General features: G+C 71.9%; 23 protein-coding genes, 3 pseudogenes and 1 riboswitch. Of the genes and pseudogenes, 10 read left to right on the forward strand and 16 right to left on the reverse strand.

From position 1 onward, the window contains the following. Nucleotides 1–61: 61 nt before the first annotated feature. Nucleotides 62–715, forward strand: a pseudogene (locus EAO76_RS38365) (rhodanese-like domain-containing protein); the annotation flags it as partial. Nucleotides 716–963: 248 nt separating this feature from the next. On the opposite strand, the gene EAO76_RS38370 reads toward EAO76_RS38365, so the two are convergent. The 6 genes and pseudogenes from EAO76_RS38370 to EAO76_RS38400 all read right to left on the reverse strand — a co-directional run bounded on the left by EAO76_RS38370 (nucleotide 964) and on the right by EAO76_RS38400 (nucleotide 5,704). Continuing rightward, nucleotides 964–1,827 (reverse strand): cytochrome c biogenesis CcdA family protein, encoded by an 864-nt coding sequence (locus EAO76_RS38370; RefSeq protein ID WP_148840879.1) that lies wholly within the window; start codon nucleotides 1,825–1,827, stop codon nucleotides 964–966. Continuing rightward, complete coding sequence (locus tag EAO76_RS38375; protein ID WP_148840880.1) at nucleotides 1,824–2,573, reverse strand: thioredoxin domain-containing protein; 750 nt, start codon at nucleotides 2,571–2,573, stop codon at nucleotides 1,824–1,826. The genes EAO76_RS38370 and EAO76_RS38375 overlap by 4 nt, the downstream gene beginning before the upstream one ends. A gap of 51 nt (nucleotides 2,574–2,624) precedes the next feature. Next, on the reverse strand, nucleotides 2,625–3,119 hold the full coding sequence (locus EAO76_RS38380) for a hypothetical protein (protein ID WP_148840881.1): 495 nt from the start codon (nucleotides 3,117–3,119) through the stop codon (nucleotides 2,625–2,627). A gap of 463 nt (nucleotides 3,120–3,582) precedes the next feature. Next, nucleotides 3,583–3,860 (reverse strand): annotated as a pseudogene (locus EAO76_RS38390) (transposase family protein); the annotation flags it as partial. A 92-nt stretch (nucleotides 3,861–3,952) separates the two neighbouring features. Then, nucleotides 3,953–5,152 carry an MBL fold metallo-hydrolase gene (locus tag EAO76_RS38395; RefSeq protein ID WP_148840883.1) on the reverse strand — a complete coding sequence of 400 codons (1,200 nt, stop codon included), beginning with the start codon at nucleotides 5,150–5,152 and terminating at the stop codon, nucleotides 3,953–3,955. Between the two features lie 111 nt (nucleotides 5,153–5,263). Then, the gene (locus EAO76_RS38400) at nucleotides 5,264–5,704 is read right to left on the reverse strand and encodes a PPOX class F420-dependent oxidoreductase (protein WP_148840884.1); all 441 of its coding nucleotides are present in this window, start codon (nucleotides 5,702–5,704) and stop codon (nucleotides 5,264–5,266) included. 198 nt (nucleotides 5,705–5,902) lie between these two features. Between EAO76_RS38400 and EAO76_RS38405 the strand changes: the two genes are divergently transcribed. Together EAO76_RS38405 and EAO76_RS38410 are read left to right on the forward strand one after the other, a co-directional pair. Then, a complete protein-coding gene (locus EAO76_RS38405; RefSeq protein WP_148840885.1) occupies nucleotides 5,903–6,466 on the forward strand; it encodes a carboxymuconolactone decarboxylase family protein in 564 nt (187 codons plus the stop codon). Nucleotides 6,467–6,649: 183 nt separating this feature from the next. Continuing rightward, nucleotides 6,650–7,261: a TetR/AcrR family transcriptional regulator gene (locus EAO76_RS38410; RefSeq protein ID WP_262376113.1), complete on the forward strand. Its 612-nt coding sequence runs from the start codon at nucleotides 6,650–6,652 to the stop codon at nucleotides 7,259–7,261. Nucleotides 7,262–7,317: 56 nt separating this feature from the next. Here EAO76_RS38410 and EAO76_RS38415 read toward each other — a convergent pair whose 3' ends face one another. Both EAO76_RS38415 and EAO76_RS38420 read right to left on the reverse strand, forming a co-directional pair. Continuing rightward, entirely contained in the window at nucleotides 7,318–8,319 is a 1,002-nt protein-coding gene (locus EAO76_RS38415) for a DUF6745 domain-containing protein (protein WP_148840886.1), read from the reverse strand. A gap of 170 nt (nucleotides 8,320–8,489) precedes the next feature. Beyond that, on the reverse strand, nucleotides 8,490–8,816 hold the full coding sequence (locus EAO76_RS38420; RefSeq protein ID WP_148840887.1) for a hypothetical protein: 327 nt from the start codon (nucleotides 8,814–8,816) through the stop codon (nucleotides 8,490–8,492). Nucleotides 8,817–9,014: 198 nt separating this feature from the next. Between EAO76_RS38420 and EAO76_RS38425 the strand changes: the two genes are divergently transcribed. The 6 genes from EAO76_RS38425 to EAO76_RS38450 are packed head-to-tail and all read left to right on the forward strand — an operon-like array spanning nucleotide 9,015 to nucleotide 15,197. Further along, complete coding sequence (locus tag EAO76_RS38425) at nucleotides 9,015–9,965, forward strand: STM4015 family protein (RefSeq protein ID WP_148840888.1); 951 nt, start codon at nucleotides 9,015–9,017, stop codon at nucleotides 9,963–9,965. A 6-nt stretch (nucleotides 9,966–9,971) separates the two neighbouring features. Further along, the gene (locus tag EAO76_RS38430) at nucleotides 9,972–10,943 is read left to right on the forward strand and encodes an STM4015 family protein (protein ID WP_148840889.1); all 972 of its coding nucleotides are present in this window, start codon (nucleotides 9,972–9,974) and stop codon (nucleotides 10,941–10,943) included. Continuing rightward, nucleotides 10,924–12,078: an STM4014 family protein gene (locus EAO76_RS38435; RefSeq protein WP_148840890.1), complete on the forward strand. Its 1,155-nt coding sequence runs from the start codon at nucleotides 10,924–10,926 to the stop codon at nucleotides 12,076–12,078. Before EAO76_RS38430 ends, EAO76_RS38435 begins: the two co-directional genes overlap by 20 nt. A 58-nt stretch (nucleotides 12,079–12,136) precedes the next feature. Then, on the forward strand, nucleotides 12,137–12,952 hold the full coding sequence (locus EAO76_RS38440) for an STM4013/SEN3800 family hydrolase (RefSeq protein ID WP_148840962.1): 816 nt from the start codon (nucleotides 12,137–12,139) through the stop codon (nucleotides 12,950–12,952). Further along, nucleotides 12,949–14,310 (forward strand): STM4012 family radical SAM protein, encoded by a 1,362-nt coding sequence (locus EAO76_RS38445; protein WP_148840891.1) that lies wholly within the window; start codon nucleotides 12,949–12,951, stop codon nucleotides 14,308–14,310. The genes EAO76_RS38440 and EAO76_RS38445 overlap by 4 nt, the downstream gene beginning before the upstream one ends. 8 nt (nucleotides 14,311–14,318) lie before the next feature. After that, nucleotides 14,319–15,197: an STM4011 family radical SAM protein gene (locus EAO76_RS38450; protein WP_148840892.1), complete on the forward strand. Its 879-nt coding sequence runs from the start codon at nucleotides 14,319–14,321 to the stop codon at nucleotides 15,195–15,197. A 75-nt stretch (nucleotides 15,198–15,272) separates the two neighbouring features. On the opposite strand, the gene EAO76_RS38455 is transcribed toward EAO76_RS38450, so the two are convergent. From EAO76_RS38455 to EAO76_RS38465, 3 genes and pseudogenes are all read right to left on the reverse strand, one after another. Continuing rightward, nucleotides 15,273–16,106, reverse strand: coding sequence for an SGNH/GDSL hydrolase family protein (locus tag EAO76_RS38455; protein WP_148840893.1), 834 nt, complete (start codon nucleotides 16,104–16,106; stop codon nucleotides 15,273–15,275). Nucleotides 16,107–16,316: 210 nt separating this feature from the next. Beyond that, entirely contained in the window at nucleotides 16,317–17,291 is a 975-nt protein-coding gene (locus tag EAO76_RS38460) for a M23 family metallopeptidase (RefSeq protein ID WP_148840894.1), read from the reverse strand. A gap of 3 nt (nucleotides 17,292–17,294) precedes the next feature. Further along, a riboswitch (cyclic di-AMP (ydaO/yuaA leader) is annotated at nucleotides 17,295–17,449 on the reverse strand. Nucleotides 17,450–17,745: 296 nt separating this feature from the next. After that, a pseudogene (locus EAO76_RS38465) lies at nucleotides 17,746–19,525 on the reverse strand (alpha-galactosidase). 223 nt (nucleotides 19,526–19,748) lie between these two features. On the opposite strand from EAO76_RS38465, the gene EAO76_RS38470 reads away from it, so the two are divergent. Further along, entirely contained in the window at nucleotides 19,749–20,561 is an 813-nt protein-coding gene (locus EAO76_RS38470; protein WP_148840895.1) for a tyrosine-protein phosphatase, read from the forward strand. A 79-nt stretch (nucleotides 20,562–20,640) separates the two neighbouring features. Here the strand turns inward: EAO76_RS38470 and EAO76_RS44985 are convergent, their stop codons facing one another. From EAO76_RS44985 to EAO76_RS38490, 5 genes are all read right to left on the reverse strand, one after another. Then, entirely contained in the window at nucleotides 20,641–20,808 is a 168-nt protein-coding gene (locus EAO76_RS44985; protein WP_177328335.1) for a DUF6126 family protein, read from the reverse strand. Nucleotides 20,809–20,837: 29 nt separating this feature from the next. Then, nucleotides 20,838–21,446: a helix-turn-helix domain-containing protein gene (locus EAO76_RS38475; RefSeq protein ID WP_148840896.1), complete on the reverse strand. Its 609-nt coding sequence runs from the start codon at nucleotides 21,444–21,446 to the stop codon at nucleotides 20,838–20,840. Nucleotides 21,447–21,520: 74 nt separating this feature from the next. After that, nucleotides 21,521–22,918, reverse strand: a complete 1,398-nt coding sequence (locus tag EAO76_RS38480; protein ID WP_148840897.1) for an aspartate aminotransferase family protein — start codon at nucleotides 22,916–22,918, stop codon at nucleotides 21,521–21,523. Continuing rightward, nucleotides 22,915–24,816, reverse strand: coding sequence for a 1-deoxy-D-xylulose-5-phosphate synthase (gene dxs / locus EAO76_RS38485; RefSeq protein WP_148840898.1), 1,902 nt, complete (start codon nucleotides 24,814–24,816; stop codon nucleotides 22,915–22,917). Before dxs ends, EAO76_RS38480 begins: the two co-directional genes overlap by 4 nt. A gap of 27 nt (nucleotides 24,817–24,843) precedes the next feature. Further along, a partial coding sequence (locus EAO76_RS38490) for a flavodoxin-dependent (E)-4-hydroxy-3-methylbut-2-enyl-diphosphate synthase (protein WP_187438955.1) occupies nucleotides 24,844–25,196 on the reverse strand: 353 nt, incomplete at its 5' end.

Consider the following 25,196-nt stretch of genomic DNA (forward strand, 5'->3'; position numbering starts at 1 on the left):
GAATCACGGCGTACGTCCAGCACCACGACCCCGTCCGTCCCCTGGACAGCCGACTGCGCGAACGTCGCCCGCCGTCGCCGATCCGGAGGAGATCGCCGCGCGGCTCGCAGCCGGGGAGTGGGTGGTGGATCTGCGCAGCCGGATCGCGTTCGCCGAGGGACATGTCGCGGGCTCGTTCAACTTCGAGGCGGACGGCAAGCTCGCCACCTGTCTGGCCTGGATGATTCCGTGGGGCAAGCCCGTCATCCTGCTCGCCGAGAGCTCGGAGCAACTGGCCGCGGCCCAGCGGGAGCTGGCCCGGGTCGGTATCGACCGACCGGCCGGCGCGTCGACGGGCGGACCCGCCGCGTGGCTGCGAGACGGTGAGGGTCCCTCCTCGTTCCCGCGGGCGACGTTCGCGCAGTCGGCTGTCCAGGGGACGGACGGGGTCGTGGTGCTGGACGTACGCCGTGATTCCGAGCGTGCCGGGGGCTGGATGGACGGCTCGGTCCACATCCCGATCCATGAAGTGCACCGCCGTCTCGGCGAGGTACCGGACGGAACGGTCTGGGTGCACTGCGCGGGCGGCATGCGGGCGGGCATCGCGGCCTCCCTGCTGGACGCCGCCGGACGGCGGGTCGTCGCGGTGGACGACGGCTTCGACGCCGCCGCCGAAGCCGGCCTGACCGTCGTCGCCGACCGAACCGGGCCCGCCGGCCGTACCGACGACCAGTAGCAGCACAAGAACGGGAGAAGGGCGAAGCCGACGATGTTCCTCCTCGACAGGAGCGCACCGCGCCTGTCCGTGGACGAGGCGCGTACCTGCGGCACGACCGGACGCGACGGCCGCAAACTCCCCGGCCGCCGCCCCCGCCGGCCTCGACAGCGCCCCCGGCACGACTCCGTGCAACGGCCGAGGAGAGGGCGGGGCCGGTGTGGCCGGTTTCCCGCCCTCTCCGTTCGACTGACACGGGGCCGAGCACGTCACCCGTGCTTCGACGGCTCCCGGGGTGAGGGCCGCGCTGTTCGTTTCCCCGTCGGGCGGAACAGCGCCAGCAGCCCTGCCAGCGCGACCAGGACCGCCAGGGACAGGAGCACGATCCGGTCGGACACGGCGGCTCCGATGGCCGACAGGCGCTCCTCCAGGGCGAACTCCGTGTCGGTGCTGATCACCGATGGCAGTGCGGACGTCCCGTCGAACACCAGGAAGGCCGTGCCGAGCGCGACGAAGACCAACCCGCCGATGACCGAGGTGCTGTGCAGGGAGACCCGCCCCACCCGGAGGGACCGGCCGCGCAGCCAACGCTTGCGGCCCAGGTCGAACCGGTCCCACAGCAAGGCCAGAGCGAACATCGGCAACGCCATTCCCAGCGCGTACACGGCGAGCAGCATCCCACCGTGGAACGGATCGCCGCCCACCGCCGCCACGGTGAGAATGCCGCCGAGAATCGGCCCCGCGCAGAAGCCGGCCAGGCCGTAGACGGCGCCCAGGGCGACCACGGACAGCGCCGATCCGGAACGACGTGCGCCGGCCGCCCGCGCCATGCGCCGGGAGCCGAACCCCAACCCGGCGATCTGGGCCACGCCCAGAACGATGACGGTCCACCCGCCGACCGACACCAGGGTGTCCCGATGGCCGTAGAACAGCCGGCTGGCGAAGGAACCGGCTACGCCGAGCGGCACGAGTGTCGTGCACAGGCCGACGTAGAACAGGCCGGTACGGGCCAGCAGCCTCGTCCGGCCGGTGAAGGAGTACGCGAAGAAGGCCGGCAACAACAGCGCGCTGCACGGGCTGAGGAGCGCGAGCAGCCCACCGAGGAAGGCCACCGCCAGACCGACCTCGCTCACCGTCCCGCCGCCTCGGCCGCCGCTTCGACGGCTTCCTCGAACGTGGCCGTGGGCTGGGCCCCGAGGACCGGCTTTCCGTTGATCAGGAACGCCGGGGTGCTGCTCACGCCGAGGCCGTAGCCCTCTTCCTGATCCTTGCGCACGGCGGCGCGGGCCGCGTCGGAGGCCATGTCCGACCGGAACCGCTCGATGTCGGGGATGCCTGCCTCGCGGGCCATCGCAACGATTTTCTCCGCGGAGAACTCACCTTTGTTGCGTTCACGTGGCCTGCTGTAGGCGACCTCGTGGAATTCCCAGAACTTCTTCTGGCGTCCGGCGGCCCATCCGGCCAGTGCGGCCCGCTCGGACTCCTCGCCGAAGACGGGGAAGTTGCGCCACTCGATACGCAGCACCCCCTTGTCCACGTAGGAACGCAGCAGTTCGGGCTCGGTCTCGCGGGCGAAGCGACCGCAGAAGGGGCATTGGAAGTCGGAGTACTCGATCATCACGACCGGGGCGTCGGCCGGTCCGACGGCCAGGGCGTCGCCGGGGGCACGGCGTGCGAGGGCGAGCAGGCCCTCGTCGGCGGGCACCGGGTCGGCCGGTCCGGTGGCGACCGGGGACCTGGTCTCCGGCTTGTCGCCGGGGGCCGAGCCGTCCAGCGCGAAGGCGAGTCCGGCGATCGCCACGGCCGCGACGAGCGCCGCGGCCGCCACAGCGGTCCGCCTGCGGGGACGGCGAGCGGAAGAAGGGGTGGATGAAGCCATGGCACACCTCAGATACGAGGAAGAAGGAAAGGAGCAGAACCGGGCCGCGGATCAGGCGGAAGCCGTGACCGGGCACACGGCCTGGAGGGACAGGCGGCGCAGTGCGGCCTCCGCCAGCAGGCCCGCGGAAAGGACCGCCAGCAGGGGCTGCAGGGGAGCCCAATAGCTCATGGCGCCGGAGGCACCGAGAAGCACGAGAACGAGCTTGTTGCACACCGGGCAGCCGACGGCGAAGAAGGACAGCACGCCGCCGGCCGCTCCCAGACGGCTGCCGGCGCGGGCCGGTGTCGTCCCGGGCGGGGAGGGCTGCCGCACATAGGTGCTCAGGACGATGCCCGCCAGTGCCGCCGTGACGACGAGGGCGGGGTAGTTCCACCACTGCACGGGGACGGACCGGCCGAACAGGGGGTTGGGCACCACGTCGGTGGGCGCGCCGACCAGGACCGCGGTGGCCAGGGCTCCGAGGCCCGCCACCGTCCACTGCCGGGTCCGCCAACCACGCAGTGCCGCACCGGCCCGGCTCCATGAGCGCGGGGAAGGGGACATGTGAGATGACTCCGTTCTGGAGGATTCAGGGACGCGACCAACGGGCCGGTCTAAATCCGCAGAACGGAGTGGAGCGATGGAGGAGGCGGCGGGGCGGGGCCTGCCGAGTACGTGCCGGAGCACGGCTCATGGAACGCCACCGCTCCGGTCCGGAATGTCGGGCAACCGGAGCAGTCGGATACCTGCGAAGTGTTCTCGGCCCGCTGCGGGGTCTGATCGGCGACGGCCTTCTTGCCGCACGGCGCAGACGTCCCGGACGACGCTTCGAGGAAGGTGGAGGGGTGGACGAGCTCCGCGGCAGACGTCCGGGGCAGCGAACCGTCACGCTGCACGTGGCCGAACACGCACAGCAGGGCGACGACGGCCACGAGCAGGGACAGAACAGCGCGAAAGCCGGTGTGCACCGGCCCGTATGCGCTCGCCCGCCTCATCATCGCTCCCACGCCCGTTCAGTGGTACGGCCACTCAGAGTACCGTCCGGGAGGACGAAGTCCGGGTCGTGCTCCCGCCACGTCTTCAGCGACTCGGGGCCGGTGACGTAGGCGTGGTCGGTACCGGCCGAAATACCGAAGGAGGAGGTGATCCTCGCGTGGGTGTCGTGGCGGCGCAGGTACACGAGTGCGACCAACACTCGTCGGTACGACAGGGGTTTGCACCTCCTGCTGCTCACGGGTGACGACAAATACGTGACCCCCTCGTCCAGGCGTGCGGGAGGCCGGGCACGGCAGGACAAGGAAACAACAGGGCTCCTGTGTTATTGAGTTGAGACGTCAAGCATCTCCCTCAACGGCACGAGAGCCCTGTTGGCCGTGCCCCGGCCCGCATCACCGGCGTCACCGTCCACCCGCGAGGTCGAGGTCGTCGCTGCGCGATTCGGCGACCGCCCCGGCCTGCCGGGGACGGCGCCACGGGCGGGCGATCGGGTGGGACACCCCGCGCCACCAGGGGTCGGAGGGCAGCTTCCCGGCGGGCTCGAACGGCTCGCCGGGACGGGGGAGCGCCACCGCCTGGCCGGCCTCCTCGGCCGCGTCCTTCGTCCACTCCCCCGGCTCCGCCCATGCGTGCGGGGCCAGGTTGAAGGTGCCCCAGTGGATGGGGAGCATCACGCCGAACGGCCTGCCGCCCTGGAGGTCCAGGTGGGCCCGCATGCCCTCGGCCGGCGTCATGTGGATGTCGGGCCAGTACTCGGAGTACGCGCCGATCTGGATCATCGTCGCGTCGAACGGGCCGTGCGCGGCGCCGATCTCCGCGAAACCGGGGAAGTAGCCCGTGTCGCCGCTGTGGTAGATCCGGTGCTCGGGTCCCGCGACGGCCCAGGACGCCCAGAGCGTGTGCTGCTGGTTGCGCAGGCCGCGGCCGCAGAAGTGCCGGGCCGGGGTGGCGGTGAGGCTGATCCCGGCGACCTCCGTGGTCTCGTTCCAGTCCAGCTCGCGCATCCGGTCCGGGGACACGCCCCAGCGTTCCAGATGGGCACCGACCCCGAGCGGGGCGACGAAGACCGTGCCCGTTCCCGCGAGGGCCCGGACCGTCGGCAGGTCGAGGTGGTCGTAGTGGTCGTGGGAGATCACCACCGCGTCCACCGGCCCGAGCGCGGCGAGCGGCAGCGGCACGGGGTGCAGCCGCCGTGGTCCGGCGAAGGCGAAGGGCGAACAGCGTTCGCCCCACACCGGGTCGAAGAGCAACCGTCGGCCGTCGATCTCGGCGAGCACACTGGAGTGGCCCATCCAGGTGAGCCGCAGCCCCGTGGCGGGCGGCTCGGCGAGATCGGCGTAGGTGGTGGCGTGGACGGGCACGGTGCCGCCCGGAGCCCGGCGCACCCGCTCCTCCTTGCGGAAGTAGACCTTGGCGAACTCCAGGGTGGAACCGGACGGCCTGGTCCGTGCCCCCACCGGGTTCCGGAAGACGCCGTCGGCGAAGTTGGGCGAGCGACGGATGCGCTCCATCCGGGCGCCGTCCGGATCCGCGCCGAAGGCGAGGGGACGCAGCGCACGCAGCCGGGTGCGCAGCGGAGGCAAGGGATCGGCGCCGGTCACAGCATCTCCTGAGAGGGTCGGTCTTGTCCCATTATGGGGAGGGAATACGGCAGTGCGGGGACGGAACGGCCGGCGAAGCGCCGCACGGGGCGGCGGCCCGGCCGAACCGCGTCAGCCACGCGGCTGCCCGTACACGTGCTCGATGCGCAGCCGCAGCACGACACGCCGGTCCCGGACCATCGCCGCGCGGTAGTCGTCCCAGTCGGGGTGTTCGCCCTGGACGTCGCGGTAGAGCGTGATCAACTCCTCCACCGTCGCGTCGTGCGGTTCGGCGGCGACCGGGGACAGCTCGGCGGTGGCGTCCACCACCGTCCACGCCCAGCGGTCCGCGCTGGTGACGTGGTAGCTCGCCCGCGGGTCGCGGCGGAGGTTCCTGGTCTTCACCCGGCCGTCGGTGATCGAGACGCGGACGATGCGCTCCTGCGGGTAGTAGAAGTGATTGACATTGGACAGCTGGGGCCTGCCGTCCTGCCCGAGTGTCACGAGCACTCCGCCGTTCTCCTCGGCGAGCAGCCCGAGCAGTGCTTCCTGCCGTGCGTCGAATCCTGTCATGCAGGGACCAACGTCCGTGTCCGTCTCAGGATTCCGCTTGCGGTGGCGTGCGATGTCACATCCGCGGGGCCGCCGTCCGTCGCATCGGTGTGAGCGGCCCGCCCACGGCGTCCCACGGCGCCGCCGGACGGCATCCGCGTCGCATCGAAGCCGTATCCGGAAGCCGTATTCAGAAGTCGTGTGCGAAGGAGAATGGACATGACCACCCGCATATCGCTCGACCCGCCCCGCACCCTGCTGTTCCGTGCCGTTTCGTGGTATTCGAAGCGCACGTACGGCAAGGTCGTCGATCCCGTACGGGCCTACGCCCATCACACCGGGGTGCTGTGGTCCCTGGTCCGTCTCGAACTGGCGGCGGGCCGCTGGAAGAAGCTCGACCCGCAGCTCGGGGCGCTGGCCGTGATGACGTCGGCGGCCACGGTCGGTTGCAGCTGGTGCCTGGACTTCGGCCACTGGGAGAACCACCGCCACGGCATGGACCCGCGCAAGCTGCGCGATGTGCCGGTGTGGCGGGAGAGCGAGACGTACACCCCGCTGGAACGCGACGTCATGGAGTACGCGGAGGCCATGAGCGTCACCCCGCCCGAGGTCGGTGACGAGTTGGCGGAGCGGCTGCGGACCGTGCTGGGCGAGGAGGCGTTCGTCGAGCTCACGACCATGGTGGCGTTGGAGAACATGCGTTCTCGGACCAACTCCGCGCTCGGTCTGACCAGCCAGGGCTTCAAGGACCGGTGCGACCTCGAACCTCCCGCGCGCCGCTGACCGCCACGATCGTTCCGGCCCGTCGGCCGCTCGCCGACCGGCCGGCCCCCGCCCTCACGGCGTCCGGCGCGGGCGGAGTGCCGCCGCAGGTCCGGGGCCCGGGCGTCGGCCGAACCGGGACGGAGCCGGACACGGCTGCGCCCCCGGTCTTCCCGCCGGAGGCATATTCGTTAGGGTGACGCCGTGGCAAGAGTGCGGTTGAGCGTGGCGGAACGACGCGAAGAGCTCCTGCGCGCTGCCGTCGAGCAGATCGAGGTGCGGGGGGTCGCGGCGGTCCGGATCGCCGATGTCGCCTCCGTGCTCGGTGTGAGCAACGCGCTGGTGCTCTATCACTTCTCGACCAAGGAGAAGCTGGTCGCGGCGGCCTTCGCCCATGCCGCCGAGGCCGATCTCGCCCATCTGCGCAAGCTGTTGGGCCGCCGCACGAGCGCGGTGCGCCGACTGCGCGCCGCCGTCCGCTGGTACGCGCCGACGGGACAGGCCAAGGGCTGGCGGCTGTGGATCGAGGGCTGGGCCGGTTCGCTGCGCGATCCGGCGCTGCGCAACGTGGCCGGCGATCTCGACCAGCAGTGGAAGGCGGAACTGGCCGAGGTCATCGAAGAGGGCGCCGCCGCCGGTGAGTTCCAGTGCGACGACCCGATGTCGGCGGCCTGGCGGCTGACCGCCCTGCTGGACGGCCTGGCCGTGCAGATGATCTCGTACGCCGGCCCGCTCTCCCGCACCACGATGCTGGCCTGGACCGACGAGGCGCTCGCCCGCGAACTCGGCATCGACCGCGCGACGCTGACGGCCTGACCCGACGGCCCGCCCCGTCGCGCGCGGGGCGGCGCTCCGTCCGGCCGACGGGGGGGTCAGGTCTGCTGCAGGGGCGCGTACTCCTCGCTCCCGACCCCGAAGGTCCAGGCCACCCCCGCCTTCGCGGTCCGTGTGCCCGGCGGCACCCGGAGCCAGTAGACGCGGTGCGTGCCGTCCGGCTCCGGGGTGGAGTTGACCACCTCGACCATCACCACGTCCTCGTCGCCGTCCAGCGCGATCCGCCAGAGGACGCCGGTCTCGTCCCGGTGCACCGGCTCGGCGCCCGACTCGCTCAGGTAGCGGTCGTAGCCGTAGAACTCCAGCATCACACGGCGCAGTTCGGCGTTCTCCTCCTCGCGTATCCGCTTCGGGGTCAGCGCGTTGAGCTCGTCGAGGAACTCGGCGGGCACCGGCATGCCGCGCCAGGCGTAGAGGGCGAAGCCGTCGGCGTAGGCGAGCGCGGGGCCGTCGCCCCGGTCGAGCCGCCCCGCCTCGTCCCGGTGCAGCACCTGCGGTCGCTCGCTGATCACCACGGCGCGCTCGTAGGGCCACCACCAGCCCGCGTTCCTGGCCACCTCGGCCAGGCCGTTCAGCCGGTCGCCCCGGCCGTCGAAGGCCGCGAGCCAGGCCGCGTCGTGCTGGCCGAGGACGGCGTCGAGCAGCACCAGCCGGACGTCGGACTCGTCCTCCGGGCGCTTCGCGAGGTCCGCGACGACCCCGGCCCGGATCCGGTCGGCGAGCGCCGCCGTGGTCTCCCACAGCTGTGCCCCCGTCGCGGACCACAGGGCGGACCAGCCCGCCGGGCCCAGTTCGTCGTACATACGGCGGCGCTCCTGCGCCCAGGGCCTGGTCCGCACCTCGTCGCGCACCGAACGGCCGGCGTCCACCAGCTTCTCGACGGCCTCCACCGCGGCCCGGGGCGATTCGACCCAGACGATCCGCTCCGGCTCGGCGAGCCCCGCACTGCGGTAGGCGAGCCGCAGCCCGTCCTCGGCCGCGGCCCGGTCCGCCGCGCCCGTCGCCGCCGCCACGGTCCGCCATGAGTCCACGTACTGCATCGGTCTTCCCCGTCCCCTGTTGTGATTCCGTGTGTTCGCGTATCCGCGTGTCTGCGTGTTCGTGTATCTGTGCGTCCGTGCGCAGCGGCTGCGCACGGAGCGTCCTGCGAGTGGTGCGTGATGCGTGGCGCAGCGGTGTGCCGCCGTGCCCCGAACCGCTCTCCGGCGCGTCAGTCCGCGACGATGCGGATCGCTCCCGGCGCGTACTCCCGCTGGCGCACCACCCGGTACCAGCCCTTCGGCAGCGGTATCGTCGCGTGCTCCTCGTGCACCACCCGTCCGCCCTCGGGGAGATGGAGCAGCATCGGCCCGAAGGCCCCCGCCTCGCGCATCAGCCGGCCCGGCCCCTGGATGGCGTGGGCGTGACCGGTGACCTCCCCCAGCGCGAGGACCATGCGGCCCCGGGCGTCCCTCGGCTCGCCCGGCGCCTCCAGGAGCTGCGCGGGCACCTCCGACTCCTCCAACGACATGATCAGTACATCGCCCTGCCGGTACACAGACGTCTCCCCTCGATGACCGCACCCGCTGTGCCGGCCACGCAGAAAACGCTACGACGGGGGTCTGACAATCGATCGCGGCGCCGCCCGTCCGGCCCCGGTCGCCCCGCCGCGGGCGGTCCCGGCCGTGCCGTTGTCAGTGCGGCTTGATAAACCTTGGGGACATCAGTCGTCCCCCAGTACCAGGAGCTCAGGGTCATGTCCGGTGTGGACCATCTGCACGAGTTTTTCGGCCTTCCCGTCGTCCAGTTCCAGCACGCGGCGGAGGAAGCGCCCGTGCAGGCCGCCGACGCGGCAGCCTGGCGCATCTCGGTCGAGCCGTACGAGGACGAGACGACCTGGGAGGAGGCGTTCGAGGCGTTTCTGCGGACGGTCGATCCGGCCGGGGTGCGGGCTCTGGTCATCGGCCAGTGGGGCGAGTCGTACGAGGAGAAGTCTTCCTACCCGATCGACCTGGTCATCGCCGCCGCCGACCGGTTCACCTCGCTGCGGGCCGTCTTCGTCGGCGACCTGATCATGGAGGAGAGCGAGATCTCCTGGATCGAGCAGTCGGACGTCACGGCGCTGCTCAAGGCCTTCCCCGAGCTGGCCGAACTGGGGGTGCGCGGCGGTTCGGAGCTGGTCTTCACGCCCTCGAAGCACGAGCGGCTGAGCGCGCTGACCATCGAGACCGGGGGTCTGCCGGTCGGTGTGATCCGCGGCATCCTGGACAGTGAGCTGCCCGCGCTGGAGCGGCTCGACCTCTGGCTCGGCGTCTCCGCGTACGGCGGCGACGCCGACGTGGCGGACCTCGCCCCGCTGCTCTCCGGCACCCGCTTCCCTCGACTCTCCCATCTCGGCCTGCGCAACAGCGAGTTGCAGAACGAGATCGCCTCGGCCGTCGCCAGTGCCCCGGTCGTCGCGCAGCTGCGGGTCCTCGACCTGTCCAACGGCACGCTGGGCGACGAGGGCGCGGCGGCGCTGCTGGACGGCCAGCCCCTCACCCATCTCGAACGGCTCGACCTGCACCACCACTTCATGACCGAGCCGATGGAGCGCCGGGTCACGGAGGCGCTGGAACCGCACGGCGTGCGGGTCGACGTGTCGGAACGCAACGAGCCCTGGGGCGATCGCGGCGTCGAGGGCCGCTACACCTCGGTCGCGGAGTGACGCGCGATGTCGGACATCGATCACCCCGAGACGTTCCACGGCCTGCCCGTCCTCACCATGCCCGGCCCCGACCGGACCTCCGACGCCCCTCTCCCGGACGCCGACTCGGTGGCGTGGCGGCTGGAGAGCGCCTGGCAGGGCGACCTGACCTTCGGCGCGCTGTGGCAGCACTTCGTCGACACGGTCGACACGACACGGGTGCGGGCCCTGCTGATCGGCCCCTGGTGGCAGGAGGAGTACGAGAGCTTCGCCCCCGTCGTCGAGCTGCTGACCGGCCACGCGGACCGGTTCCCGGCCCTGCGGGCGCTCTTCCTCGCCGATGTGGTCGGTGAGGAGTGCGAGCTGTCATGGCTCGAGATGTGCGACATCACCCCGGTGGTCGAGGCGTTCGGGCAGCTGGAGGAGCTGACGGTGCGCGGCTGCGGCGAACCGGTCGACGACCGGGAGGTCCTCGCCCTGCGGCCGGTGCGGCACCCGGCGCTCAAGTCGCTGCGGTTCGAGTCCGGCGGGCTTCCGGCCGGGATCGTGCGGGCGGTCGGGGCGTCGGAGCTGCCCGCGTTGGAACGTCTCGAACTCTGGCTCGGCGTCACCGAGTACGGCGGCGACACGACGGTCACGGACCTCGCTCCGCTGCTGTCCGGGGCGGCGTTCCCCGCCCTGCGCCATCTGGGGCTGCAGAACAGTGAGATCCAGGACGAGATCGCGGCGGCGGTCGCCTCCGCGCCGGTCGTCGCCCGACTGGAGTCGCTCTCCCTCGCGATGGGCACCCTGGGCGACGAGGGGGCCCAGTCGCTGCTCTCGGGCCAGCCCCTCACCCATCTGGCGTCGCTGGATCTGCACCACCACTACATCGGTGCCCCGCTGGTGGACCGGCTGCGGGAGCTGCTGGGTCCCGACCGGGTGAACACCGAGATCGACGAGGTCGAGTACTGGGACCCGGAAGAGGACGACCACCGCTATGTCGCCGTCAGCGAGTAGCGCGGTCGGCCCGGCGCCGCGCTTCGCCGTCGTGGGTGTGCCCGGCAACCGCCGGGTCGCGTTCTTCCAGGACGCCGTGCGCGCCGCCGGGCTGCCGGCGGCGCGCGTCGTGCCCTGGCTGGACGTCCTGCGCGGCGAGGCGGTCTTCCGTCCGGGCGAGACCGTGCGGATGGACTCGCCCGGCGAGGACGCCGAGGTGGAGCGGCTGCTCAGGGCGGTCGACGATCCGACCAGGGTCGAGGGGACCGCGCTCTGGTACGCCCGGTTCACCGGGGCCGTCCGGGCTGTGGCGCGGGCGGCGGACGCCGCCGGGGCCGTACTGCTCGACGATCCCGACGAGGCCGCGGTGCTGTTCGACAAGCGGCTCTGCCACGCCGTGCTGGACGGGGCCGGTGTGCCCGTCCCGGCGTCGCCGACGTCGGGCGCCGCGGCGCCGGTGGTGCGGGACTGGGCGGACGTGCGCGAGCGGATGGCGGCCCTGGGCACGCCCCGGGTCTTCGTGAAGCTCGCGCACGGTTCGTCCGCGTCGGGGGTCCTGGCCGTGGAGACGGCCGGGCCCGGCCGGATCAGGGCCACCACCTCGGTGGAGCGGGACGCGTCCGGCCGGCTGTTCAACTCGTTGCGGGTGCGCCGCTGCACGACGGAGCGGGAGGTCGCCGCGATCGTCGACGCGCTGGCTCCCGACGGGCTGCACGTCGAGCGCTGGCTGCCCAAGGCGACCCGGCGCGGCCGGGCGACGGACCTGCGGGTCGTGGTGGTGGCGGGCAGGGCCACCCATGCCGTCGTGCGCACCAGCAGGTCCCCCATGACCAATCTCCACCTGGGCGGCGAACGCGGAAGCCTCGACGAGGTCCGTGCGGCCGTCGCGGCCGCGGGCGGCAGCTGGGCCGACGCCCTGGCCGTGTGCGAGCGGGCGGCGGCGTGTTTCCCGGACACGCTGTGCGTGGGCGTCGATCTGCTGCCCTCGACCGACTGGCGGCGCTTCGCCGTCGGGGAGGTCAACGCCTTCGGCGACCTGCTGCCGCGCCTGACCGGACTTCCCGGCAGCGGCGCCGAGGGACTGGACACCTACGCGGCACAGGTCGCCGCCGTACAGAACAGAGCAAGGAACCACCGTGCAACCGCCACCGCCTGACACCGCGCCCACCCCCGCGGACGCCCCGGCCCCGACCCCGGACACGGGCGAACCGGACATGGGCGAGATCGTGGGCAGCCACGATCTGCTGCTCGTCACTCTCGACACGCTGCGCCACGACGTGGCGGCGGAGCTCGCCGCCGCGGGGCGCATCCCGAACCTGGCGCGCCATCTGCCGGGCGGGGTCTGGGAGGAACGCCATGCGCCGGGCAGTTTCACCTACGCCTCCCACCAGGCGATCTTCGCGGGCTTCCTGCCGACCCCGGCCGGTCCCGGACCGCATCCCCGGCTGTTCGCGGCGCGTTTCGCCGGCAGTGAGTCGACCGCGTCGGGCACCTTCGTCTTCGACCGGCCGGACCTGATGTCCGCCCTCGCCGACGTGGGCTACCGCACGGTGTGCATCGGCGGTGTCGGTTTCTTCAACCGGCGGCCGCCGCTCGGTTCCGTGCTGCCGGACATGTTCCAGGAGAGCCACTGGGAGCCGGAGTTCGGTGTGGCCTCGCCCACCTCCTTCGAGGCGCAGGTGGCCCGCGCCGAGCGGGTCGTGGCGGAGCTCCCGGCCGAGCAGCGGCTGTTCCTCTTCGTGAACGTGTCCGCCCTGCACCAGCCCAACTGGTTCCACCTGCCGGGTGCCACCCGCGAGGCGGGCGACTCCCGCGCCACCCACGCCGCCGCCCTGGAGTACGTCGACGCCCACATCGGCCGGCTCTTCGCCGCCGCGAGCAGCCGTCGCCGCTGCTTCGCCATCGTGTGCTCCGATCACGGCACGGCGTACGGGGACGACGGCTACACCGGTCACCGGCTCGGACACGAGTCCGTCTGGACCGTTCCGTACGCGCACTTCTTCCTGGAACCGGGGGCCACCGCACCATGAACCGCACCACGACCGCCGCACCGGCCGTCCGCCCGTACCGGAGCTACGTCTACGCCTACCCGCACAAGACCGCCTACCGGCCGCTCGCCGACCGGCCGGAGCTGCGCGAGCTGTGGGCGGGCGAGCGCAGGGACGCGCTCTCGCTCTATCTCCACATACCCTTCTGCGAGGTCCGCTGCGGCTTCTGCAACCTCTTCACCAGGATCGGCGCGCCCGACGAGCTGACGACCCGTTATCTCGATGCGCTGGACCGGCAGGCCACCGCGGTCCGGGAGGCGCTGGGCGACGCCGAGCCGGTGCGTTTCGCGGCGGCCGCGTTCGGCGGGGGCACGCCCACGTTCCTGACCGCGGCGGAGCTGGACCGGCTCTGCGACATCGCGGAGAAGCGGATGGGCGCCGATCTGCGCTCCGTCCCGCTGTCGGTCGAGACGTCGCCGTCGACCGCGACCGCCGACCGGCTGGCCGTCCTGTCCGACCGGGGCGCGACCAGGATCAGCATCGGGGTGCAGAGCTTCGTCGAGGCCGAGGCGCGTGCCGCCGTGCGCCCGCAGCGCCGTGCCGATGTGGAGGCGGCGCTCGACCGGATCCGCGACGCCGGGGTCCCGATCCTCAACATCGACCTGATCTACGGCATCGACGGCCAGACCGAGGACAGCTGGCGCACCTCGCTGGACGCGGCGCTCGGCTGGCGGCCGGAGGAGCTGTACCTCTACCCGCTGTACGTGCGCCCGCTGACCGGTCTGGGGCGGCTAGGCGCCGACGGAGAGGCGGCGGACGCGGCCTGGGACGAGCAGCGGCTGCGGCTGTACCGCGCGGGCCGGGACCATCTCCTCGCCCACGGGTACGAGCAGGTCTCGATGCGGATGTTCCGCCGCGCCGACGCCCCGCGCACGGACGGCCCGGACGACTACGCCTGCCAGACCGACGGGATGATCGGCCTGGGGTGCGGGGCCCGCTCGTACACCACGAGGCTGCACTACTCCTTCGACTACGCGGTGGAGATGCGGGAGGTGCGGGCGATCATCGACGGCTACACCGCCACCGAGGACTTCTCGCGCGCCGAGGTCGGCCGGTACGTCGACGGCGACGAGGCCCGCCGCCGTCATCTCCTGCAGTCGGTCCTCCAGGCCGAGGGGCTGCGGATCGACGACTACCGGGAGCGGTTCGGCACCTCGCCCGCCGACGACTTCCCCGCCGAGCTGGCCCGCTTCGAGGCCCGGGGCTGGCTCGACGCGCCGGCCGGCGGGGCCGGGCTGCTGCGGCTCTCCCCCGAGGGCCTGGCCCACTCCGACGCCCTGGGGCCGGAACTCTTCTCCCCCGGTGTACGGGCCGCGATGGCCGCGTACGAACTGAAGTGAGCGCGCCCATGGACCTGACCATCCTCTACCGCGGCCCGCTCTCCTCGTGCGACTACGACTGTCCGTACTGCCCGTTCGCCAAGCGGCGCGACAGCCGGGAGCAGCTGCGCGCCGACCGCGCCGCGCTGGAGCGGTTCACGGCGTGGGCCGCGGCGCAGACCGGTGACCGGCTCTCGGTGCTGTTCACCCCGTGGGGCGAGGGTCTGGTCCGCTCCTGGTACCGCCGTGCGCTGGTCGAGCTGGCGCGGCTGCCGCACGTCCGCCGGGTCGCGATCCAGACCAATCTCAGCAGTCGTACGGGGTGGCTGGCCGAGGCGGGCGGGACCGGCCGCGAGAAGATCGCGCTCTGGTGCACGTACCACCCGGGGCAGACGCCGTACGAGAGGTTCCTCGGCAAGTGCCGGGAGCTGACCGCGCTGGGCGTTCGGCACAGCGTCGGGATCGTCGGGCTCGACGAGCACCTGGCGGAGGCGCGGCGGCTGCGGGCCGCGCTGCCGGACGAGGTCTACCTGTGGGTGAACGCCGCGGAGGGACACACCTACACGGACGAGGAGGCGGACCGCTGGACGGCCGTCGACCCGCTCTTCCCGTACAGCCGGCATCCGCACCGGTCGGCGGGGCTGCCCTGCCGGACCGGTGAGTCGGTCGTCTCGGTGGACGGGGAGGGCACCGTGCGACGCTGCCACTTCGTACCGGCGGAGCTCGGCAACCTCTACGACGGGAGCTACCGGCGGGCACTCGGGCCGCGGGCCTGCCCGCTGGCGGTCTGCGACTGCCACATCGGGTACGTGCATCTGGAGACGCTGCCGCTGTACGACGTCTTCGCGGGCGGCGTGCTGGAGCGGATACCGGCGTCGTCGCCGCCGTCCCTCCTCGAACGGGCCTGAGGCCCGGACCCGTCCGTCGCACGGCCGGGTCCGGGCCATCCCGCTCCGTCCGGCGCCGCCCGGCGGGGAATCCTCCTAGAGCGGCAGCAGGTCCGGGCGCTTCGCCTCGACGTGGTCGCCGGAGGACTCGCCGCGCAGCCGTCGGCCGATCCACGGCACCAGGTACTCGCGCGCCCAGTGGATGTCGTCGCGCCGCACTTCGAGCGTGCCTCGCTGGGCCTGCGGGGGCCATTCCTGGTCGGGGTCGGCCGGGACCTCCATGCCGAGGACCTGGGCGGCGCGCAGCGCGACCCTGGTGTGTCCCTCGGGCGAGAGGTGGAGCCGGTCGTCGTCCCAGGCGCGCCGGTCCTGGACGGACCGCAGCGACCACAGGTCGAGGACCGGGCACCCGTAGCGGTCCGCGATGGCCCGCACATGGGCGTTGTACGTGGCGATCTTGCCGCGCAGATGGCGCAGCACGGGAACGCCACGGGTGTCGAAGCCGGTGGTGATCATGACCGTCCCGACCGATCCGGTCAGGTCGGCGACCGCGCGCTCGAAGCGCTCGGCCACGTCGTCGGGGTCGGTGCCGGGGCGGATGATGTCGTTGCCGCCCGCGCAGAAGCTCACCAGGTCGGGGGCGAGTTCCTTGGCGCGCGGCACCTGCTCCTCGACGATCTGGTCGAGGAGGCGTCCGCGTACGGCGAGGTTGGCGTACCTGAAGTCCCCGTGGGGACCCGCGTCCGGTCCGGTGTCCGGGAGTTGGTCCGCGAGGAGTACCGCGAACCGGTCCGCCCAGCCGACGAAGGCCCCGTCCGGACCCGGGTCGCCGACTCCCTCGGTGAAGCTGTCGCCGATCGCCGCGTACGACCCGAAGACACCATGTCGGTTGATGACGCCACGTTGATTTTTTCTCGAATCGTCTGCCACAAGCGCTTATCCTGCACCGCCGAATGTGACCTACGCGACCGTAATATGGGGTTGACGGGAGGTGAGATAGACCACCCGGTCAGTTTTTGGCAAAGGGGGAATACGCCGAAGGGGCGGTGCGCCGCCGCGCACCGCCCCTTCCGTGTCGCCGGGGTCGGATTCCGCCGTCCGGTTTCCCGGCCGTGCGGATCGGACGTGGATCCGTGCGGATCAGACGTAGATGCCGTGCGAGGCCAGGTAGGCGATCGGGTCGATGTCCGAGCCGTACGCCGGACCCGTGCGGACCTCGAAGTGCAGGTGCGGACCGGTGGAGTTGCCGGTGGAGCCGGAGAGGCCGACCTGCTGCCCGGCGCTCACGCTCTGGCCCGCCGAGACGGAGAGGGAGGACATGTGACCGTACTGCGAGTAGCGGCCGTCGGCGTGCTTGATGACGACCTGGTTGCCGTACGCGCCGCCCCAGCCGGCGGTGACGACGGTGCCGGAGGTGATGGCCTTCACACTGGTGCCGGTGGAGACGGGGAAGTCGATGCCGCTGTGGCTGCCGCTGGACCAGTTGGATCCGGAGGCCCGGTAGTTGGTGGTGTGGTTGCCGGGAACCGGGTGGACGTAGCCGGAGCCGGTGCTCTGGGCGGCCGGGGCGGAGGTCGCGGCCTTGGACTCGGCGACGGGCGCGGACTTGACCGGGGCCGACTCGGCCGGGGCGGCCTGGGCCGGGGCCGACTTCTTCGCGGCCGACGGCGCCGAGGGGGCCTTCGACGGGAGGGAGGAGCCGGTGCCCGTGCCGGTGGACGCGGCGCCGGTGGACGCCTTGCCGCCGAGGGTCAGCTTCATGCCCGGGAAGATCAGGCCGGGGTTCTCGCCGACGACCTGGCGGTTGTCCTGGTACAGCTTCTGCCAGCCGCCCTGGACCTTGTGCTCGGTGGCGATCTTCGCCAGGTAGTCGCCGGTGACGACGGAGTACGTCGTGGTGGCGGGGGCCTGCTTCTGCGCGACCGGCTGGGCGTGCGTGGTGGCGGTGACGGGGGCCTTCTGCGGCACGGCGGCCGGGGCGGCCTGCTCCGCGGCGTGGGCACCGGTGGCGCCGAGCAGCGGGAGCGCGATGACGGCGCCGCCGGCGCTCGCCGCGACGACGCCGCGGGCGATGGGGCCGGCCTTGGGACGACGGTGCTTACCCGATATGGGCATGAAGTGTTTCCTCTCCGGCGCCTGCGAGGTGAGCTGTCGGGTTCGGGCTGGAGATGCCCGGCCGCGCGAACGCGACTTCACCCCTAGCCGGCCGGATTCACCGGTCGGCGACTTACCTGGTTCCCCCGCTCCTGCCACGCGATCAGTGGATGTGAATTCCGGGCGGCGGCAGGATTGGGCGGTCCGTCCGGATTGACGGTGACCGTAGGCGAGCCGGGACGTCGAGAACAAGCCATGGGTTCCACTCCGGATTCCGCACCCGGGAAATCGGTGCGGAATTCCGGTCACACTCCGTGGATTAAGGATCTTGCCTTTCCGCGCCGCGCACGGAATTTCCGATCGCCCCTTCGCCACACACCGTCACGGATATGATCCCGCTCACGAGCGGGCAACCATCTCCCGCACACTCGGGGTAAGTTGCCCCAAAATGCACATTACGGACACGCTTCGCAGGTCATCCCTTCCGGAGCCTCAGCACGCGCGCGTCGAGATCCCCCCGGAGCCCGGTGTGCAGCCCGTGGTGCAGCAGCACCGAACCGTGGTGCACCGCCCCCGCGTCCAGGCAGGTGTACGTGGCCCCGGGGTCGATTCCGCGCAGCCGCAGGGCCGGGGGCCGCTCCCGGTGGCGCTGGGTCTCCAGCCACATCAGGACCACGGTCTCCTCGCCGCGGACGTACTGGACCGCGCTGAGGCCGCCGCCCGGGGAACGCAGCCGGTACAGCTCGCCGTGCTGCACCACCGGCCGGATCTCCTTGTAAAGATCCACCCACTCCCGCGCCTCGGCGAGCTCCTCCCCGCTCCACTTCGCGAGGTCCCCGCCGATGCCGAGCACCCCGGCCATCGCGCTCACGAAGCGGAAGCGCAGGGAGCTGACCCTGTCGTTGAACTGGACGTTCGGGCTGTCGGTGACCCAGGCGGCCATCACCCGGGCCGGGTGGATCTGGCCGAAGCCGTCCTGGATGGCGAGCCGGTCCAGCGGGTCGGTGTTGTCGGAGGTCCACACCTGGTCCGTACGGGACAGGATTCCCAGGTCGATCCGCCCGCCGCCGCCCGAGCAGGACTCGAACGCGACGGAGGGGTGCGCGGCCCTGAGCCGGTCGATCAGTTCGTACAGGGCGTCCACGTGCTCGACCCAGAGCTTCTGCTGGTACTCCTCGCCCGGCCATCCCGCATCGGTGAAACAGCGGTTGAAATCCCATTTCACATAGTCGATGGGAGCGCTGGAGAGCAGGGTGTCCAGCTGTTCCAGGAGATATTCGCGCACATCGGCGCGGGCCAGGTTGAGAACCAGCTGATTGCGGTACTCGGTCCGCTTCCTGCCCGGGAAGTGCTGCACCCAGTCGGGGTGCGCGCGATGGAGATCACTGTCCGGGTTGACCATTTCCGGTTCGACCCAGATACCGAACTGCATGCCGAGTGCGTGCACTTCGTCCGCGAGCGGCTTCAGCCCCTCGGGAAAGCGGTCCGGATTCGGCGTCCAGTCGCCGAGCCCGGCCCGGTCGCTGGTCCGCTGCCCGAACCACGCGTCGTCCACGACGAAGAGTTCCACACCCACCTCTGCGGCGCGGGCGGCGAGGGCGCGCTGCTGCTCCAGCGAGACGTCGAAGCCGGCCGCCTCCCAGGAGTTGTAGAGCACCGGCCGGAGGCTCTCCGCGTCCGGGACCACATGGGCCAGCTGCCAGGCGTGCCAGGCGCGGCTCGCCCCGCGCCGCCCAGCGCCCGTGCAGCCGACTCAGCCGCCATCCGTCGCGGGCGGGCAGCGACCAGGCGGCCGCGTCGGCGCGCAGCAGTTCCAGTGGCGGGCCGTCGGGTCCGGTGTGGGTGACGGTGGCCCAGCGCTCGACGACGTCGGAGTCCTCCCGCATCCGGTAGTGCAGCACGAGGGCGAGCCGGTGCACGGCGTCGGCGAAGCCGACGCGCAGCTCGTCCCCGGCCACCACGGCATCGGTGAAGGACCACTCGGTGCCCCGGACCTGCGGGGTGCGCACCGAGAGGGCCGGGCGGGCGAACCGGGGGCCGCCCTCCACCGGATACTCCTCGCGCCCGTCGAGCCAGGACTCGAAGGCCCAGGAGGACGGCTCCGGCTCCTCCGCCAGGGACTCGGCCGCCGCCAGGGAGAGCTTCGGCCCCCAGTGCAGATGGATCAGCTCGTCCCGCTCGGTGAGGCGCAGCGCGTAGCTGCTGTCCGCCCCGGTGAGCAGCCAGACCCTGCCCGTGTCGCCCGTCTCGATCATCGCATCCCCACATTCCAACAGTTCCGCACATCATCGAGCATCACCGAGTGCCGGGCAACGGAGCGCGGGCAATTCGCCGGGCGGACTGGCCGCGGGAGCAAGGGCGTTCACGGGGTATCGACAGGAAATGGCCGAGATGATTGCCTGAGGAACCCATGTCGTATCGTCGCGGGAGTGGCCTTGCCGGCGACTCGCGCCGGCCCCAGACACTCCAGGAGTCGTCGTGACCCAGCAGTTGCCGCAGATCCCGTCGACGGAACCCGAACTGGCGGGCGTCCGCAACTTCCGCGACGTGGGCGGCCTGCCCACCGCGGACGGCCGACGGGTGCGGCACGGGCGGCTCTTCCGCAGCGGTCACCTCGCGCACGCCACGACCGAGGACGCCGCCTTCCTCGGCGACCTCGGGCTGCACACCGTCTTCGACTTCCGCAACGAGACCGACCGGCGGCTCGACGGCCTGGACGTGGAGCTGCCCGGCGTGCGGAGCGTGAACATACCCCTCTCCGACCCGGCCGACGGGGCGGAGTTCTGGCACGTGGTCCGGGACGGCGACGTCTCGCAGCTGCACGCGATACTCGGCGACGGCAAGGGGGTGAACCGGATGATCGCCTCGTACCGGTCGATCATCCTGGACCGGACCGCCGAGCACAGCCGGGTCCTGCACGCCCTGGCCGAGGACAGCGTCCCGGCGCTGATGCACTGCGCGGCGGGCAAGGACCGGGCCGGCCTGGCGATCGCGGTGTCGCTGCTGGCCGTCGGCGTCGGACGCGAGGAGATCGAGGCCGACTACCTGAAGTCCAACGACGCCCACCGCCGCTACAAGGTGCGCCGCAGCGACATGTCGGCGAAGGGCATGTCGGACGAGGTGATGGAACTGCTCAATCCGCTCTTCGGCGCCCGTGCCGAGTACCTGTCCGCGGCCTTCGCCGTCATCGACGAGACCTGGGGCGGCACGGACCGCTACTTCTCCGAGGGACTGAAGCTCTCCCACGGGACCCGCGAGCGGCTGCGCGACCGGCTCCTCGACGAGTCCTGAGCGGAAACGGGGCAGGGTCGGGAACCGGGCACGGTCGGGGCGTGGACGGGAGTGGTGTCCGGCCCGCCCCGGCGCGCGTTCAGCCCTTGCCGGCCACCGCGAACAGCAGGTAGAGGAAGGCCGCGAAGATGTGCCCGGCGATGAGGTAGGCGAACAGCCGGATCACCACACCGCGGGGGAACTTCCGTTCCTGGGCCTCGTACTTCTTCGTGGACCCGAGCGGGTCGAAGTTCTCCGAATCGGACATGACGGTCCTCTCTGATGACCGGGCCGGTCTCAGCGCCGGTGGATGCCGCCGCCGAGGCACAGCTCGGCGGCGGGGCTCTGCAGCAGGGTGTGGACGAAGAGCAGCTCCGCGCCGTCGCGGTCGAGGGCCGCGAGCCGGTGCGGGGTGAGCGAGTCGAAGTGCGCGCTGTCGCCGGGGGCGAGGTCGTGCACGGTGTCCCCGAGCGTGACGCGCAGGTGCCCGGCGAGCACGTACACCCATTCCTCGCCCGGGTGGACCCGCACGAGGTCGCCCTGCGCGCCGTGCGGAACCCGGACCCGGAGGGCCTGCATCGCCCGGCCCGAGCCGCCGGCCCGCTGGTAGGACCAGCCGTCGGCCTCGGCCCCTTCGAACTTTCCGCCGCGGATGATCGCGTCGCGTTCGGGGGGTGTCTCGCCGAGCAGCTCGGAGACCGTCGTACCGTAGATCCTGGCAAGACCGAGGAGCATCGGCAGCGAGGGCTGACGCCGGCCCGTTTCGAGCCGGGAGAGGTGGGCGGGGGAAAGCCCCGCCCGCTGGGCGGCGGTCTCCAGGGTGAGACCGCGGCTGCGGCGCAGATCGCGCAGGCGTGGTGCGACTCCGGGCAGCTCGTCGGCCGCCCCTCCGTCCGGAGGATTCATGTTCCCATTGGGCCAGGATCCTGCCTCGGAGGCAAATTTCTTGCCTCCGAGGCAAAAGCGTCCGGGAGCCCCGGTCAGCGGTTGGCCACGGCCTGCTTCACCAAGGTCCGGCCGAAGTCCCACATCAGTCCGCCGCCGCTGTGGGCGTCGTCCATGACCTCGGTGAACGCCCCGACGAACCGGTCCACCTCCGGCTCCCCGATCACCAGCGGCGGGATCAGCTTGATCACTTCCATGTGGTCGCCCGAGACCTGGGTGAGGATGCGGTGCTTCCGGAGCAGCGGCACCACCACCATCTGCGCGAACAGTCCCTTGCGGGCCGCCTGCAGCACGGTCCAGCGGCTGCGCAGCTTCAACGACGACGGCCGGCCGAACTCGATCCCGATCATCAGCCCGCGCCCGCGCACCTCGTGCAGCAGCTCGTAGCGGTCGACCAGCGCGCCCAGCCGTTCCCGCAGCAGGTCGCCGGTGCGGCGCGCGCGGGCGACGATCTGTTCGTCCTCCATCACCGCGAGGACCGCGAGTCCGGCCGCCATCGCCTGGGCGTTGGAGCCGAAGCTCGCGGAGTGGACCAGGACCCGGTCCATCGACGAGTAGACGCGCCGGAAGATCCAGTCCTTGCCGAGGGTCGCCCCGACCGGGACGTAGCCGCCGGACAGTGCCTTGGCGACGCAGACCAGGTCGGGTTCGACGCCCTCCTCGTGCTGGTACGCGTAGAAGTCGCCGGTCCGGCCGAGGCCGGTCTGCACCTCGTCCGCGATGAGCAGGGCCTTGTGCCCGTGCAGCAGCTCCTGGGCCTCCCGCAGGAAGCCGGGGGGCGCGGCGTGGACCCCCTTGCCCTGGATCGGTTCGACGATCAGCGCCGCCACGTCGCCGCGCCCCAGTTCGCGCCGCAGCGCGTCGAGGTCGCCGAGGTCGATGGCGGTGTCCGGCAGCAGGGGCGCGAAGCCGTCCCGGAAGCCGTCCTCGCCGTTGACCGAGAGGGATCCGGTCGTCAGGCCGTGGAAGGAGTGGGAGCAGTGGAGGATCCTGGGCCTGCCGGTGGCACGGCGGGCGAACTTCAGGGCCGTCTCGACCGCTTCCGTGCCGCTGTTGCCGAAGAACACCCGGTCCAGGTGCGGGCTGTGCGCGAGCAGCTTCTCGGCCAGCAGGCCGGGCAGCGGCTGGCAGTCGAAGCGGGTGAGGTCGGCGAGCGAGGCGTCCAGGACGTCGTGCAGGGCCTTGCGCACGACGGGGTGGTGCCGGCCGAGCCCCATCACGCCGAACCCGGCGAGCATGTCGAGGTAGTCGTTGCCGTCCGCGTCCCAGAAGTACGCGCCCTCGGCCCGTTCGTAGACCTTGTCGAAGCCGATGGTGCGGAGCATCCGGGGCAGCTGGTGGTTGAGGTACCTCGTGTGCAGTTCGTAGCGTTCGGCGCCGCGCTCCGCGAGGAGCCGCGCCAGGTCGAAGTCCTTGGGGTCGTCGTCCTTCATTCCCCGCTCTCCTCGGTCCTCGTCGCCGCCTTCCCGGCGGCCAGTGCGGCGCTGATCCGTCCGGCGATCTCCACCGGGGTGAGCCCGATGTCGGCCAGTACCTCGGCACGCTTGCCGTGGGCGAGGAACTGCTCGGGAATGCCGAACGTCCGCAGCGGTACGTCGACCCCGGCGTCCCGGAGCGCCTGCCCGACCGCCGAGCCGACGCCTCCCGCCCGGCTGTTGTCCTCGACGACGGCGACCAGCCGGTGCCGTGCGGCGAGCGGGGGAAGCTCCCCGTCGACCGGTTTGACCCAGCGCGGGTCGACGACGGTGCAGCGGATGCCGCCGCCGGCCAGCAGGTCCGCCGCCCCCAGGCAGACCGGGGCGAGCGCGCCGACGGCCACGAGCAGCACGTCGGGGTCGTCCGCCCGGTGCAGCACGTCCATGGAGCCGATCCGGTCGAGCGCCGGGACCGGCTCCCCCACCGACTCCTTGGGGAACCGGACCACGGTGGGGGCGTCGTCGACGGCCACCGCCTCGCGGAGCTGGGCCCGCAACTGGTCGGCGTCGCGCGGGGCGGCGATCCGCAGCCCGGGCACGACCTGGAGCACGGACATGTCCCACATCCCGTTGTGCGAGGGCCCGTCGGGTCCGGTGACCCCGGCCCGGTCGAGGACGAAGGTCACTCCGCACCCGTGCAGCGCGACGTCCATCAGCAACTGGTCGAAGGCCCGGTTGAGGAAGGTGGCGTAGACGGCGACGACCGGGTGGAGCCCGGCGGTGGCGAGCCCGGCCGCGGAGACGACGGCGTGCTGTTCGGCGATGCCGACGTCCCAGATCCGGTCGGGGAACGCCTCGGCGAACCGGGTGAGCCCGACGGGGTCCAGCATCGCCGCGGTGACGGCCACGACGTCCGGCCGCTCCGCGCCGATCAGGGCGATCTCGTCGCCGAACACCGAGGTCCAGGACGGCCCGCCGGGCGGGGCGAGCGGTGCGCAGGTCAGCGGGTCCATCGCGCCGACGGTGTGGAAGCGGTCGGCCTCGTCGTGGAGCGCGGGCGGGTAGCCGCGGCCCTTCTCGGTGATGCAGTGCACCAGCACCGGGCCGTGGAAGCGTTTCGCCCGCCTCAGGGCGGACTCGACGGCCGCGATGTCGTGCCCGTCGACCGGACCGACGTACTTGAGCCCGAGGTCCTCGAACATGCCCTGCGGGGCGAAGGCGTCCTTGAACCCCTTCTTCGCACCGTGCAGCGATTCGTACAGCGGCGGTCCGATGACCGGTGTCTGCCGCAGCACGCCCTTGCCCCAGGAGAGGAAGCGTTCGTAGCCGTCGGTGGTGCGCAGGGTCGCGAGGTGGTCGGCGAGGCCGCCGATGGTGGGGGCGTACGAGCGCTCGTTGTCGTTGACCACGATGACCAGCGGCCGGTCCCGCGCGGCCGCGATGTTGTTGAGCGCCTCCCAGGCCATTCCGCCGGTGAGGGCCCCGTCCCCGATGACGGCCACGACGTGGTCGTCGCGTCCCAGCACCCGGTGGGCCTTGGCGATGCCGTCGGCCCAGCCGAGGACGGTCGAGGCGTGGGAGTTCTCGATGACGTCGTGCGCGGACTCCTCGCGGCAGGGGTATCCGGACAGTCCGCCCTTGCCGCGCAGCTTGGAGAAGTCCTGTCGTCCGGTGAGCAGTTTGTGCACGTAGCTCTGGTGCCCGGTGTCCCAGAGGATGCGGTCCACGGGCGAGTCGAAGACCCGGTGCAGGGCGATGGACAGCTCCACCACGCCGAGGTTGGGTCCCAGGTGACCACCGGTCCTCGCCACCGCCTGAATGAGGAACTTCCTGATGTCGTCGGCGAGTTCGCCGAGTCGTGCTTCGTCCAGCGCCTTGAGATCGTGCGGCCCCCGGACGTTCTCCAGAATCGTCATGCTCGGGCCCCCTCTCCTGGTTCCGTTTCAGTTCACGGTGACGGTGGGAGCCCCCGACGGCGTCCCGGTGCCTTCCATGCCCTCGGCGATCTTCAGGGCTTCCTCGATCAGGGTCTCGACGATCTTCGACTCGGGCACGGTCTTGATGACCTCGCCCTTCACGAAGATCTGCCCCTTGCCGTTGCCCGAGGCCACCCCCAGGTCCGCCTCGCGGGCCTCACCGGGGCCGTTGACGACGCAGCCCATCACGGCGACCCGCAGCGGGACCTCCATGCCCTCCAGACCCGCCGTCACCTGGTCGGCCAGCTTGTACACGTCCACCTGGGCCCGCCCGCACGACGGGCACGACACGATCTCCAGCCTGCGCCGGCGCAGGTTCA

Origin of the sequence: Streptomyces sp. sk2.1 (genome assembly GCF_008120935.1) — a bacterium.
Classification (GTDB): Bacteria; Actinomycetota; Actinomycetes; order Streptomycetales; family Streptomycetaceae; genus Streptomyces.